The 13491-nt window shown below is 73.1% G+C and carries 8 protein-coding genes and 3 tRNA genes; 6 read left to right on the top strand and 5 right to left on the bottom strand.

All coding sequences use genetic code 11. The features are described from left to right. The first annotated feature begins 29 nt into the window (after positions 1-29). Entirely contained in the window at positions 30-3428 is a 3399-nt protein-coding gene (locus ACFQGU_RS00930; protein ID WP_386763469.1) for a diguanylate cyclase domain-containing protein, read from the top strand. 15 nt (positions 3429-3443) lie between these two features. On the opposite strand, the gene ACFQGU_RS00925 is transcribed toward ACFQGU_RS00930, so the two are convergent. Further along, positions 3444-3794: a metallopeptidase family protein gene (locus ACFQGU_RS00925; protein ID WP_386763468.1), complete on the bottom strand. Its 351-nt coding sequence runs from the start codon at positions 3792-3794 to the stop codon at positions 3444-3446. 138 nt (positions 3795-3932) lie between these two features. Between ACFQGU_RS00925 and ACFQGU_RS00920 the strand changes: the two genes are divergently transcribed. Further along, positions 3933-4005, top strand: a tRNA-Glu gene (locus tag ACFQGU_RS00920). A 35-nt stretch (positions 4006-4040) separates the two neighbouring features. Continuing rightward, a tRNA-Asp gene (locus ACFQGU_RS00915) sits at positions 4041-4117 on the top strand. Positions 4118-4254: 137 nt separating this feature from the next. On the opposite strand, the gene xylB is transcribed toward ACFQGU_RS00915, so the two are convergent. Next, complete coding sequence (xylB, locus tag ACFQGU_RS00910; RefSeq protein ID WP_386763467.1) at positions 4255-5655, bottom strand: xylulokinase; 1401 nt, start codon at positions 5653-5655, stop codon at positions 4255-4257. A 5-nt stretch (positions 5656-5660) separates the two neighbouring features. Next, positions 5661-6827, bottom strand: coding sequence for a xylose isomerase (xylA, locus tag ACFQGU_RS00905; protein ID WP_386763466.1), 1167 nt, complete (start codon positions 6825-6827; stop codon positions 5661-5663). A gap of 67 nt (positions 6828-6894) precedes the next feature. Here xylA and ACFQGU_RS00900 point away from each other — a divergent pair, with 67 nt between their 5' ends. Beyond that, a complete protein-coding gene (locus tag ACFQGU_RS00900; protein ID WP_386763465.1) occupies positions 6895-8139 on the top strand; it encodes an ROK family protein in 1245 nt (414 codons plus the stop codon). Between the two features lie 148 nt (positions 8140-8287). Beyond that, positions 8288-10768, top strand: a complete 2481-nt coding sequence (locus ACFQGU_RS00895) for a lysylphosphatidylglycerol synthase domain-containing protein (RefSeq protein WP_386763464.1) — start codon at positions 8288-8290, stop codon at positions 10766-10768. Positions 10769-10864: 96 nt separating this feature from the next. Here the strand turns inward: ACFQGU_RS00895 and ACFQGU_RS00890 are convergent, their stop codons facing one another. Further along, entirely contained in the window at positions 10865-11506 is a 642-nt protein-coding gene (locus tag ACFQGU_RS00890; protein WP_386763463.1) for a fasciclin domain-containing protein, read from the bottom strand. A 196-nt stretch (positions 11507-11702) separates the two neighbouring features. Here ACFQGU_RS00890 and ACFQGU_RS00885 point away from each other — a divergent pair. Continuing rightward, positions 11703-11776: transfer RNA gene (locus ACFQGU_RS00885), tRNA-Phe, on the top strand. Positions 11777-11900: 124 nt separating this feature from the next. Here the strand turns inward: ACFQGU_RS00885 and ACFQGU_RS00880 are convergent. Then, positions 11901-13490, bottom strand: coding sequence for a phytoene desaturase family protein (locus ACFQGU_RS00880; protein ID WP_386763462.1), 1590 nt, complete (start codon positions 13488-13490; stop codon positions 11901-11903). Position 13491 lies beyond the last annotated feature (1 nt).

The following is a 13491-nucleotide window of genomic DNA, read 5'->3' as shown; positions in this document are numbered from 1 at the left end:
GTGCGTGACAGCCAGGCATGATCGACGACGTGAGCGACCGCCTCCCCTCGTGGTTGGCCTCGGCCGACCCGGCGGGGCCCGGCCTCGACGACCCCGCGCTCGTGGCGGCCGCCGACGCCGACGCCACCGGGCTGGTGTGGGTGGGCGAGGACGGATCGGTCCGCTGGACCGACGAGGCGTACCGGCTGCACGGCCGCCCGCGGTGGCGCCGGATCCGGTCGATCGACGACGTCACCCGCGGCCTGTCCACCACCGACGCGGGGCGCGTGATCGCGGCGTACCTCACGCTCGTGGGCAGCGGCGACGTCGAGCTCCACTACACCGTGGTCGGCGAGACCGGCCAGCCGCTGGACGTGCTCCTGCGGGGGGCGTGGCCGGGTCTTGCGATGGTGCGGCGCGCGACGTACCAGCACGTGGACCAGCCGGCCGCCGAGCCCGCACCGGTCGAGGCTGCTCCGGCGGAGGGCGTCGCGCCCCCCGAGCCCGCCCAGCCCGAGCCCGCCCAGCCCGAGATCACCGAGCCCGAGGTCGTCCCGGTCGAGGTCGTCCCGGTCGAGGTCGTCTCGGTCGAGGTCGTCTCGGTGGAGGTCGTCGAGGTCGACGAGGTCGTCGCCGACCTCGCACCGGTCACGGCGCACGGGCTCCCCGACCCCGAGACCGACCAGGCCTTCCGCGCCCTGTTCGACGCCAGCCCCAGCGGCCTCGCCGAGCTGCGCGACGACGGCACGTTCGTACGCGTCAACGATGCGTTCTGCCGACTCGTCGGCCGCACCTGGGACTCCCTGCGCGACACCGTCTACGAGGCGCTCATCCACCACGAGGACCGGGCGTCGGCGTTCGTGTCGCGCACCCGGCGCGAGACCGACGGCGCGGCCGTTGCACCCAACGAGCACCGGCTCCTGCACTCCGACGGCTCGGTGGTCTGGGTGCGAGCCCGCACCTCGCCGATCGACTCGGCCGACGGGCCGCGCCTGCTCGTCTCGCTCGACAACGTGACCGCGGCGCGGGCGCGCGAGGCACAGCTCACCCACGACGCGCTCCACGACGCTCTCACCGGCCTGCCCAACCGGCGCCTGGTGCTCGACCGGCTCGAGCGCGCGGTGTCGCGAGCCCGCCGCGGCGGACAGCGCCTCGCCGTGTTCTTCATCGACGTCGACGACCTCAAGCACGTCAACGACACCCACCCCTGGCAGCACAAGGCCGGCGACGTCCTGCTCACGAGCATCGCCGTCGCGATGCGGGGCGCGCTCCGCGAGACCGACACCATCGGGCGCCTCGCCGGCGACGAGTTCCTCGTGATCTGCGAGGAGGTGGGCGACGACGTCGCCGTCACCGAGCTCGCCGAGCGCCTGCTCGACGCCGCCCGCCAGCCGGTGCCGCTCGGGCCGCAGATCCACCACCCCACCGTCAGCATCGGCCTCGCCGTCAGCTCGGAGGACGACGAGACCTCCGAGGAGCTGCTCTCCCGCGCCGACGCGGCGATGTACGTCGCCAAGAGCCACGGCGGCGGGCGCGTCGAGCGCGCCGACGAGCTCACCTCGGCCGTGACACCGGACCTCGTCGGCGCCCTCGCCCGGGGTGAGCTCCGGATGCAGTACCAGCCCGTGGTGTCGCTCGCGACCGGCGCGGTGCTGGGCGTGGGCGCCGTCCTGCGCTGGCAGCACCCGACCCTCGGCCTGCTCCCGGCGCACCAGGTGCGGGCGGCGCTCGACTCGGCCGCGGTGCTCCCGGTGGTCGACTGGTGCATCGACCGCGCGATCAACGACGTCCGCACCGTGGCGCCCTTGCGCGTCGACCACGTGTCGGTGTGGCTGCCGGTCCCGGGCCGCGCCGTGCAGGCCACCAGCACGCGCGATGCGCTGCGCGCCGCGGTGCTGGGACCCGACGGGTCGCAGACCCCCGACACCTCGCCGTCCCTGGTGCTCGACGTGCACGAGACCGACCTCGCGACGCTCGCCCGCCGTCCCTCGCTGCGCCGTCAGCTCACTGCGCTGACCGAGACCGGTCCGGTCGCGGTCGGCGTCGAGCACCTGTCGGCGGACGTCCTCCCCGTCGGCGCGCTGCAGCTGCTCGGCGCGGCGTCGGCGTCGGTCGACCCCGAGCTGCTGCTCGCGGCGTCGGAGAACGAGTCCGGGGAGGCGCTCGTCCGCTCGCTGGTCACGGGCGCCACCGCCGTCGGCGTGGTCACGGTCGCGACCGGCATCTCCTCCCCCGAGCTGCTCGAGGAGGCCCGGCGGCTCGGCGTGCACGCGGTGTCCGGCGACCTCATCGGACCCGCCGCGTCGCTCGAGGTCTACTCCGACCTCCTGCACGGCGAGCGCGTGACGCTGCCCGGCGCTCCCGAGGTCACGATCGTGCGGCCGTTCGACGACGAGGACTACATCGCCCCCGGGCGACCGATGCTGTCGGCGATCCGCGCGCTGGAGGAGGAGGCCGAGGACGACCTGCTCGCCCAGACGCTCGAGGACGACGTCGCGGACGACACCGAGGCGTGGGACGCCCCGGCACCGGCCGACGACGCTGCCGAGGCCGCCGGCGCCGATGCGCCCTCCGACGCCGCCGAGCCGACAGAGCCGACAGAGCCGGCCGAGCCGGCAGCCGAGGCCCCGCGCTCGAGCCGGCTGCTGCTCGGCGACGTCGTCGACCTGGCCGAGCAGGTGGCCCGCGACCTCGGGGTGGCCCTGCCGCCGCACGCCGCGGGCAGCCCCGAACGCGACGAGGGCCGCCCCGCACCCGGCTTCGGGATCGACGTGGCCGACCAGCTGGCCCGGGAGCTCGGCGTCGCCCTGCCCCCGCTCCCGGAATTCGATGATGTCCCCGCGCCCGTCGACGAGGCGCTGCCCCCCGGCCGCACCCAGCCGCGCCTGCCCGGGCTCGCCGACCTGCACGCCGCGCTCGGCACGCCCGAGGTGAACCGCGCGTTCCCCGACCGGTCCGACAGCGGCGCCACCGACCCTGCCGACGTCGTCGACGACGTCGAGGGCGTCGAGGGCGTCGAGGGCGCGGAGGCCGGCGCCGACGCACCGGACGCGGCTGCCGACGAGACCGACCTGCGCGACGCCGCCCCGCCCCGCGACGCCGGCCCCGGGCTCAGCCTCACGAGCTCCGACCGGGACGACGTCGACGGCCCGGACGGGTCCGCGCCCCCGTCGAACCCGGGCCCGTACATCGTCGTGATCGACGACGTCGCCGACCCCGATGCCCAGGGGGGTCCGGGCCCGGGCCTGCACGACGGTGACTCCGAGGCTCGGACGACCCCCGACGTCGACCTCACCGACCAGCCGACCGTCGACCTGCGGGTGCGCGGGGGCGACGGCCCGCGGATCGTGCTGCGACCGGCCGGCGTCGACACCCCGGTCACACCCGAGATCGCGCCGACCCTGCACCTGCGCGGCCTCGGCGGCAGCGACGGCGGCTCGATCCTCTAGCTCGCCGGCGGCGCGTCAGCCGTAGCCGAGGTCGTGCAGCCGGTCGTCGTCGATGCCGAAGTGGTGGGCGATCTCGTGCACCACGGTGATGTGCACCTCGTCGATCACGTCGTCGATCGTGTCGCAGATCGCCAGGATCGGGAGCCGGTAGACCGTGATGCGGTCCGGCATCGCCCCTGCGTAGTAGTGGCCGCGCTCGGTCAGCGGCACGCCCTGGTAGAGCCCGAGCAGCGGCTCGTCGCCGGGCTCGACGTCGTCCTCGACGACGAACACCACGTTGTCGACCAGGCGCGCGAGCTCGTCCGGGATCTCGTCGAGCGCCTCGGCGACGAGATCCTCGAACTCCTCGAACGGCACCTGCAGCACCCGCCGATCCTCCCTCACCGCGCCGCCGCGCGCGGCCCGACCTGCCCCGGTCGAGCAGCGGGTGAGGTCGGTTTTGGATCGTCGGCGGGCGTCCCGTATGCTTCCGGGGTCCCCGACGGGTGACGTCGGAGGCCTTCGGCCCCCATCGTCTAGTGGCCCAGGACACCGCCCTTTCACGGCGGCAGCACGGGTTCGAATCCCGTTGGGGGTACGCACAGCACCACCCGCACGACAGCACCACAGCAAGGCCCCGTAGCGCAGTTGGTTAGCGCGCCGCCCTGTCACGGCGGAGGTCGCCGGTTCGAGCCCGGTCGGGGTCGCCAGCACGAAGGGCGCCACTCTCGCGAGTGGCGCCCTTCGTCGTTCCCCGGCCCGCCGCGCCCGTGGCAGCGACGAGCAGGTCGTCCGTTCCAGGTCCGGCGAGGGAGTCCCCGGGCCTGGAAGGTCGGCGGGTGCCCGATCAGGGCGCCGTCGCCTCGCGCAGGGCCGCGTAGGCCTCGCGCACGTGCGGGGTGGGATCGGCCTCGACCCAGCGGCCGGAGGCTTCTGGCCAGTGGACATCAGCGCTGCCGCCGGCGAGCACCTGCGCCGCCTGGCGCGCGGCACCGTCCGCGACGTACTCGCCCGGCTCGGCAAGGAACACCGGGCGGCCGAAGACCCGCGGCGCCGCCTCGGCCACGGCGGGGTTCTTCGCCGCGCCCCCGATGATCAGAACGCGGCCGACGGGCACGCCGAGGGCCTCGAGCGCGTCGACGGCGTCGGCGAGGCCGCACAGCATCCCCTCGACCGCGGCGCGGGCGAGGTTGGCGGGCGTCGTGTTCGCGAGGGTCATGCCGGCGAGCACTCCGGTGGCGTCGGGCCGGTTCGGAGTGCGCTCACCCGCGAGGTACGGCAGCAGCACGAGGCCGTCGGCACCTGGTGCCGCCGAGAGCGCGAGCCGCGCGAAGCCGTCGTGGTCGACGCCGAGCATGCGTGCCGCGACGTCGAGCACCTGGGCCGCGTTGAGCGTGCAGACCAGCGGGAGGAAGCGGCCGGTCGCGTCGGCGAAGCCGGCCACGGCACCGCTGACGTCGTGCGTCGAGGTCTCGGACACCGCGAACGCCGTACCGCTCGTGCCGAGCGAGACGACGACGTCGCCCGGCTGGGCGCCGAGCCCCAGCGCGGCAGCCATGTTGTCGCCCGTGCCAGGGGCGAGCAGGGTGCCCGGGGCGGCACCCCATCGTGCCTCGACCTCGCCGACGCTCTCCCACGGCGAGGCGACCGCGGGCACCTCGAGCTCGCGGCCGAAGGCGCCCACGAGCAGGTCGGTGCGGTACTCGCCCGCCGTCGGCGACCAGTAGCCCGTGCCGCTCGCGTCGCCGCGGTCGGTCGTGAGACCTCCGCCGCGCAGCCGGCGGGTCAGCCAGTCGTGCGGGAGGCAGACGGCTGTGGCGCGGGCGGCAGACGCCTCATCGTGCTGCGCCGTCCAGCGCAGCTTGGTGACCGTGAACGATGCGACCGGCACGGAACCGGTCGCATCGGCCCACACCTCGGCGCCGAGCTCGGCCACGAGGTCGGACGCCGCACCGGCGCTGCGGGTGTCGTTCCACAGCAGCGCAGGGCGGACGACGTCGCCGCTCTCGTCGAGCAGCACCATGCCGTGCTGCTGCCCGCCGACCGAGACGGCACCGACGTCGTCGAGCCCGCCGGCGTCGGCGATCGCAGCGGTGAGCGCGACCTCCCACGCCGCGGGGTCGACCTCGGTGCCGTCCGGGTGCGGAGCGCGACCCGAGCGCACGAGGGCGCCCGTGGTCGCGTCCCGGACGACGACCTTGCACGACTGCGTCGAGGAGTCGATCCCCGCGACGAGAGAGGGGCCCACCGCGATCAGGCGGTGCCGAGCAGGTGCTCGATCGCGAGCTGGTCGAGCTGCACGTAGTGGTAGCCACGCGCCGCTGCGGCCTCGACGTCGAAGTTCGCGTCGACATCGGCGACGAGGTCGTCGTACGTCTCGCCGGGGGCGAGGGTCGGGACGGCGGTGCCGCCGACGCGCGAGGCCTCGAGCGCCGCCTGCACGCGCGGGTCGGCGCGGAACGCCTTGGCCTTCTCGCGCAGCAGGATGTAGGTGCGCATGTTGGCCGCGGCCGAGGCCCAGACGCCGTCGATGTCCTCGGTGCGCATCGGCTTGTAGTCGAAGTGGCGCGGGCCGTCGTAGTCGGAGGCCTCGAGCAGGTCGACCAGGAAGAACGCCGACTGCAGGTCGCCGTGGCCGAAGACGAGGTCCTGGTCGAACTTGGGGCCGTGCTGGCCGTTGAGGTCGATGTGGAACAGCTTCTTGTGCCACAGGGCCTGCGCGATGCCGTGCACGAAGTTGAGGTTGGACATCTGCTCGTGCCCGACCTCGGGGTTGAGTCCCACCATCTCGGGGTGCTCGAGCTCGTTGATGAACGCGAGCGCGTGGCCGATCGTCGGCAGCAGGATGTCGCCGCGCGGCTCGTTCGGCTTGGGCTCGATCGCGAACTTCAGGTTGTAGCCCTTGTCGATCACGTACTGGCAGAGGAGGTCGAGGCCCTCCTTGTAGCGGCTGAGCGCGTCGCCGACGTTCTTGCCCGCATCGACCTCCGAGCCCTCGCGGCCGCCCCAGAAGACGTACGTCTCGGCGCCGAGCTCGGCGGCGAGGTCCATGTTGCGCATGATCTTGCGCGTGGCGTAGCGGCGGATGTCGCGGTCGTTGTTGGTGAACGCGCCGTCCTTGAAGACGGGGTGCGTGAACGTGTTCGTGGTCGCCATCGGCACCTTCATGCCGGTCGCGTCGAGGGCGTCCTTGAAGCGCTGGATGTGCTTGTCGCGCTCGTCGGAGTCGGACCCGAACGGGATGAGGTCGTCGTCGTGGAAGGTGACGCCGTAGGCGCCGAGCTCGGCGAGGCGGTGCACGGACTCGACCGGGTCGAGGTGCGGGCGGGTCGCGTCGCCGAACGGGTCGCGTGCCTGCCAGCCCACGGTCCACAGACCGAACGTGAACTTGTCGCCCGGGGTCGGGGTGGGGAAGTTCATGGTTGCCTCCGTCGGGCTTCTGGGGGAGTATTCGTTCAGCGCCCAAACATACTCGCCTGGAGGCACCGTGTCGATAGCCCCGACGCCTCCTTCGCGACGCCCCCGGCCCACCGACCAGGCCGACGTACGCCGGCACAACGCGGGCCTCGTCCTGGCCGCGGTGACCGACGGCCCGGTCTCCCGCGCCGAGGTCGCGGGCCTCACCGGGCTCACGCGGGCGACGGTCGGCTCGATCGTCGACGACCTGCTCGCCGCCGGCCTCGTGAGCGAGCAGGGCACCCGTGCGCCGCGCGGAGTCGGGCGACCCGGCACCGATCTCGCGCTCGACCCGTCCGGCGGCGCGGGCGTCGGGGTCGAGATCAACGTCGACGGCCTCTCGTGCGTCGTCGTCGACCTCACCGGCGAGGTGCGGCACCGCGCGTCTCGACCCGGCGACCAGCGCGACAAGCCCGTCGGCACGGTGCTGAGGACGGCCGCGCGCCTCGTCGACGACGCGCTGCGCGCAGCCGCCGCCGACGGCCTCAGGGTGCGCGGCATCGGCGTCGCCGTCCCCGGGCTCGTCGACCTCGAGGCGTCGGTGCTGCGCGTCGCGCCCAACCTCGGCTGGGCCGACGTGCCGGTGCTCGACCGGATGCGCGCGGCGTCGAGCCTGCTCTGGCCGCGCGCCTCGCTCGACAACGAGGCCAACCTGGCCGCGCTCGGCGAGCTGTGGTCGGGCGACCACGCGTGGCCTGCTGCGGGGGCCAGCTTCGTGCTGGTCAACGGCGACGTCGGCGTCGGTGCCGGCGTGGTCCTCGAGGGCCGGCTGCACCGCGGCACGCGCGGTTTCGGCGGCGAGCTCGGCCACCTGACGGTGGCCCCGGACGGGCCCGAGTGCCGATGCGGCGCACGGGGATGCCTCGAGCAGGTCGCCGGCCTCGACTGGATCCTGCGCAGCGCCGGGCTGCGGCCGTCCTCCGCGCACGGAGCCGACGCGACGCCCACGCTGCTGGCCGCGCTGGCAGAGGGCGAGCCGCGGGCCGTCGGCGCGGTCGAGGACGCCGGCGCCTCGCTGGGCGTCGGGATCGCGGCGATCGTGAACCTGTTCGACGTCGACGCCGTGGTGCTCGGCGGCGTCTACGCCCCGCTCTTCCCCTGGCTCGAGGCACCGGTGCGCGCGGCGGTGGCGCGCCGGGTGCTGTCCGCGCGCTGGGCGCCGATCTCGATCGCGCCGTCGCGCCTCGGACGCGATGCCGCAGTCGTCGGTGCCGCGCGGTCGGCCCTGCGCGAGGTGCTCACCGACCCCCTCGGCGCCGTCGCCGAACCCGCCTGATCACCTTCGCGCTCGCACTGATCGATCCGTCGTCTCCCGGGCCCGGTAGCGACGGATTCGTCGGTCTCAGCGGGCGGGCGGCGCTACGGTTCCTGCCAGTGGGTGCACGGGCGGCTGCGCAGCGTGCACGTGAGGGTGGAGGGGCTTGATGTCGGGGACGACGGAGCACGGCGGCGACTCGACGGTCGATCCCGCCACCACCCCCCGGGCCGTCGGCCGGCTGGACCCGCGGGTCTGGCGCCGTGGAGCGGGCCAGCTGTGGTCGTCGGCGGCCGACGCGCCGCTCGAGCGGCGTCCCACCGACGTCGTGCTGATGGTCGTCACCGTGGTCACCCTCGCGCTGCTCTCCGTCCCCGCCCCCGGCCCGGGCACCGTCGACAACGCCGTCACGCAGCTGCTCGACGCCCTGCCGGGCCTGCTCGGCTGGTTCTGGGAGACGGCGTACACCCTGGCCCTGGGATGGGCCCTGCTGCTCGTGGTGCTCGCCGCGTTCGGCCGTTCGCGACGTCGCCTGCTCCTCGTGCAGCTCGTCGCCGCGATCCTCGCGCTCGGCATCGCGACAGCCCTCGCCTACGCCGAGGGCGGCACGTGGAGCGGCGTCTGGGACGCCCTGACCTCGCAGGACACCGGCCGCATCTACCCGGCGGTGCGCCTCTCGCTGGTGGTCGCGATCGTCGCGGTGTCCTCCCCGCACCTCGCACGCCCCTACCGCCGCCTCGGCTGGCTGCTCGTGTCGTTCGGCGCGGTCGCCGGGGTCGCGCTGGAGATCGACCTCCTCGTCGGCGCCATCGCCGGCGTGGTGCTGGGAGTCGCCGCCGCGTCCGCGGTCCACGTCGCCTTCGGGTCGCCGGGCGGGCGCGTGCCGCTCGAGCTCGTGGTCGACGAGCTCGAGGACCTCGGCGTGCATGTCCGCGAGCTCGAGCACGCGCCGACAGACCGGCGTGGCGTCGTGACCGCGACGGGCACCGACGACTCCGGACGCCGCATCCTCGTGCGCATCTACGGGCGCGACGCCTTCGAGGGCTCGCTCATCGCGTCGGCGTGGTCGCGCCTGCTCTACAAGGACGGCGCCCCCGCGACCTCGGTCGGACGCCAGACGCAGGTGGAGCACGAGGCCTTCCTCACCCTGTACGCCGAGCGCGCGGGCGTGCCCGTGCAGCCGGTCCTGGCTGCCGGCACGGCCTGGGGCAAGGACGCGCTCCTCGTGCGGCGCGACGACGGCCGGGCGCTGCCCGACCTCGCGCGCGACGAGGTCACCGACGAGATGCTGCACGGGTTCTGGGCCGCGCTCACGAGCCTGCATGCCGCCGGTGTCGCGCACGGGCAGGTGCGCCCGCACGCCCTGGTCGTGCGCGAGGACGGCACCGAGGCTCTCTCCGACCTCGCATCGGGCACGAGCTCGCCCGACGCCAACGACGTGGTCGCCGACAACGCGCAGATGCTCGTCTGCACGGCCACGGTCACCGATGTCGAGACCGCGGTGCGCGTCGCGAAGGCCGCGCTCCCGCACGACGACCTCGTCGGTCTCATGCCCTTCCTGCAGCCGGCCGCTCTCGACGCCGAGACCAAGACGGCGACGAAGGCGGCGGAGTGGAAGATGGCCGAGCTTCGGGCGGCGGTCGCGGAGGCGACCGGCGTCGAGGAGCCGCCGCTCGAGAAGCTCCAGCGCGTCACGATCGCCTCGGTCTTCATGATCGTGGTGCTCGGGTTCGTCGCCTGGTCGGTGATCAGCGCCGTCGCCGGCATCGGGATCGACACGCTGATCGCCGAGTTCAAGGGCGCCGACTGGTCGTGGGTGCTGGTGGCGATCCTCATCGCGCCGTTCATCCAGGTGGGTCAGGCGATCGCGACGCTGGGCGCCTCGATGGCCAGGCTGCGGTTCATGCCGGTCCTCGGTCTGCAGTACGCCATCAGCTTCCTCGGCCTGGCGGTCCCCGGGTCGGCCGCGAAGATCGCGCTGACGATCAGGCACCTGCAGCTCGTCGGCAGCAACCCGACCGCCGCCGTGGCCATCAGCGTCATCAACACCCTCGGCGGGCTGCTGGTGCAGGTGCTCGTCATCGTGCTGACGCTGCTCACCGGCCTCGTCGTGCTGACGCCGTCGTCGCCGTCGTCGGGATCGACCAGCACCGTCGGCGGGGCGCTCGCGAGCGTGAACTGGACGCTCGTCCTGATCGTCCTCGTCGTCCTCATCGTGCTGGCGGTGCTGCTCTACCTCGCGGTGCCGAAAGTACGTCGCTTCGTGCAGGACCGCGCCGCCGACAGCATCGATGCGCTGAAGGTGCTGCGCTCCCCGACCAAGCTGCTGCTCATCCTGTTCGGCAGCGTGCTCTGGAACGTGATCGCTGCGATGGCGCTCGGCGCCTCGCTGCGCGCGTTCGACCAGACCGCGACGTTCGCCGAGCTGATCCTCATCAACACCCTGGTCTCGCTCTTCGCCGGCCTCATGCCGATCCCTGGCAACATCGGGGTCTCGGAGGCCGCGCTCACCGCCGGTCTCACCGCGGTCGGGATCCCGCAGTCGGCAGCCCTGTCAGCCGCGATCGTCTACCGCATCGCGACGTTCTACGTGCCGCCGCTGTACGGCGCGGTGGCGCTCAAGGGCATGCGCAAGCGCGGCTACCTGTAGCGCAGGCACGTCATGGCGGTGGCCCGTCCCCTCGCGAGGGGACGGGCCACCGTCGTTCGCCGGTCAGCCCCGGCGGGCTTGGTGCTGCTGCAGGCGTCAGGCCTTCGGCAGGTCGAGCGGGCGCAGGACGCGGTCGATGCCGTGCGCGATCTGCAGGTTGCCCTTGTTGATGTCGTAGGCGTCCCAGCGCACGCGGGCGTCGGTGGCGTCGGGGTCGAGGTCGCGGAGCTCGATCTTGCGGTTCGGCACGATGTCGACCGTGAGCGGAGCTCCGGCAGCCGTGTCGAGCACCGCGCCGTCGGACATCAGCGCGCCCGCCCGGTCGATCGTGGCACCGGCGACGACGTGGTAGAGCAGCACCGTCTCGACGGTGGGGATGCCGAAGCTCGCGACGGCCTCGAAGACACCCTGCTCGCTGGTGATCCACTTGCCGGTCGTCGAGTAGACGAACAGGCGGAAGGCCTGGTCGCGCGGGATGAACGCGGTGACCGGCACGGTGCCGTCGGTGAGGACCTTGACGGCCGAGTCCGGCTTCTCCGCGAGGACCGCCAGCGCGGCCTGGGTGACGATGTCGAAGTCGTTGCGGTTGTCGTCGAACGTGTCGCCGTCCGAGAGCAGGACGTTGGCGAGCGAGTTGGTGCCGGGCGCGGAGGCGGTGGCGGCGGGTGCAGCTGTGACGGCGCCCGTCGCGACGGCGGCGGCGACGACGAGCGAGGCAGTGGTACGGCGAAGGCGCACGGGGGCTCCCGGGGACTGTGCGGGCCCGGCTGTTCCGGGCGTCGACCTCTCTTCTGCCCACCTCTGCGGCCTGGATGCACCCCGGGGGCAATCTCCTCCGACTTTCGACGGAGCGTGTCGGCGCCGTCACAGCCCGGTGGATTTCTGCTGCTCCCTGTGCGTCGGCTACGATCTCCGGGCTGCCCACGGCAGCGGAGGCCAGGTAGCTCAGTTGGTACGAGCGTCCGACTGAAAATCGGAAGGTCGGCGGTTCGACCCCGCCCCTGGCCACAGCATCACCACAGGTCCCGCACCTGACAGACACCGAGAGGCCCGAGCCCACGGCTCGGGCCTCTGGTCATCTCTCACCACGTTCGGCTGCGGTCGACGTCCCCGCTGACGTCCCGAACCTCGGTCAGCGCTCCGCGCGGTCGGCGAGCACCGCCTGGCTGGCGAAGCGGGCCGGCGAGCCGATGACGCAGCCGCCCGGGTGGGTGCCGGAGCCGCACTGGTAGTAGCCCTCGATCGGCGTGCGGTAGTCGGTGTAGCCCGGCGCCGGGCGGAAGGCCCACATCTGCGGCAGCAGGAACTCGCCGGCGTAGATGTTGCCCTCGGAGAGCCCGGTGGTGCGCTCGATGTCGAGCGGTGTCACGACCTCGCGGTGGAGCACGAGGTCGGAGAATCCCGGGAAGATCTCGTCGAGGCGGCGCTGGACCGTGTCGCCCAGGTTCTCCCGCTCGGTGTCCCAGTCGCTCCCACGCAGCTCGTACGGCGTGTACATCGTGAAGCACGACAGCACGTGCTTCCCCGGCGGTGCCATGTCCGGGTCGATGACCGACTGGAAGCAGGCGTCGAGGTAGGGCTTCTCGGAGTACCACCCGTACTTGGCGGCGTCGAACGCCCGCTCGAGGTACTCGATCGACGGGCTGACGCTCACGAAGCCGCGGTAGATGTCGGTGCGGTCCCCGAGCGCCGGGTACCTCGGCAGGTCGTCGAGCGCGAAGTTGACCTTGGACGCCGTGCCCTGGAAGCGGAACCGGCGCACGTCGTCGACGAGATCGGTCGGCAGCTCGCGCGGGTCGACCAGGTCGAGGAACGTGTGGCGGGGGTCGAGCGAGCTCACCACCGTGCCGGCGCGCAGCTCGACGCCGTCACGGAGCACCACGCCGACGGCGCGGCCGTTCTCCACGAGCACCTGGTCGACGACGGAGTCGTAGCGGATCTCGACCCCGACGGCCTGCGCGGCACGGGCGATCACCTGCGTGAGCCCGCCGTTGCCGCCCTTGTGGAACGACCAGCCGCCCATGTCGCCGTCGTGCTCGCCCATGCCCATGTAGAGCATCACCAGACCCGAGCCCGGGGACATGGGGCCGACCTTGGTGCCGATGATGCCCGAGCCGGCGAGGGCGCCCTTGAGGATCTCGGACTCGAAGTAGTCGTCGAGGAAGTCCGCGGTGCTCCCGGTGATGAGACGGACGGCGTCGTGGATGACCTTCTTGTCGGCGGACCCCAGGTGCCCGAGGAGCCAGGTGATCTCGTCGCGGTCATCGGCGCGGTCCGACCAGAAGTTCGGCGGCCGCCGGTCGAAGATCGGCTTCACGAGCTGCTTCACGCGCGAGAAGTCGTGCTGGAAGCGGTCGTAGGCGTCGGCGTCCCGCACCGAGTGCCGCGAGATCTCCTTGATGTTCAGGTCGTGGTCGTCGGACAGGTAGAGGTAGTCGCCGTTGTCCATGGGCGTGAACGACGTCGGCATGAACAGCGGCTGGTAGCCGAACTTCACCAGCTCGAGCTCCTGGATCACCTCGTTGCGCAGGAGCGAGAGGCCGTAGGAGAACGTCGTGAACGAGAAGCCGGGGTGGAGCGGCTCGGTGATGGCGGCGCCGCCCACGAACGAGCGCTGCTCGAGCACCAGCGGGCGCAGGCCGCCCTTGGCGAGATAGGCGGCGTGGATCAGTCCCTGGTGGCCACCGCCGATGACGAGGGCGTCGTACTGGGTGCCGGCCATG

It is taken from the genome of Longivirga aurantiaca, from assembly GCF_042660085.1.
Taxonomy (GTDB): Bacteria; Actinomycetota; Actinomycetes; order S36-B12; family CAIYMF01; genus Longivirga; species Longivirga aurantiaca.
Note: the sequence above shows the minus strand (reverse complement) of the source record. Positions and strands in the feature narration are given on the sequence as shown.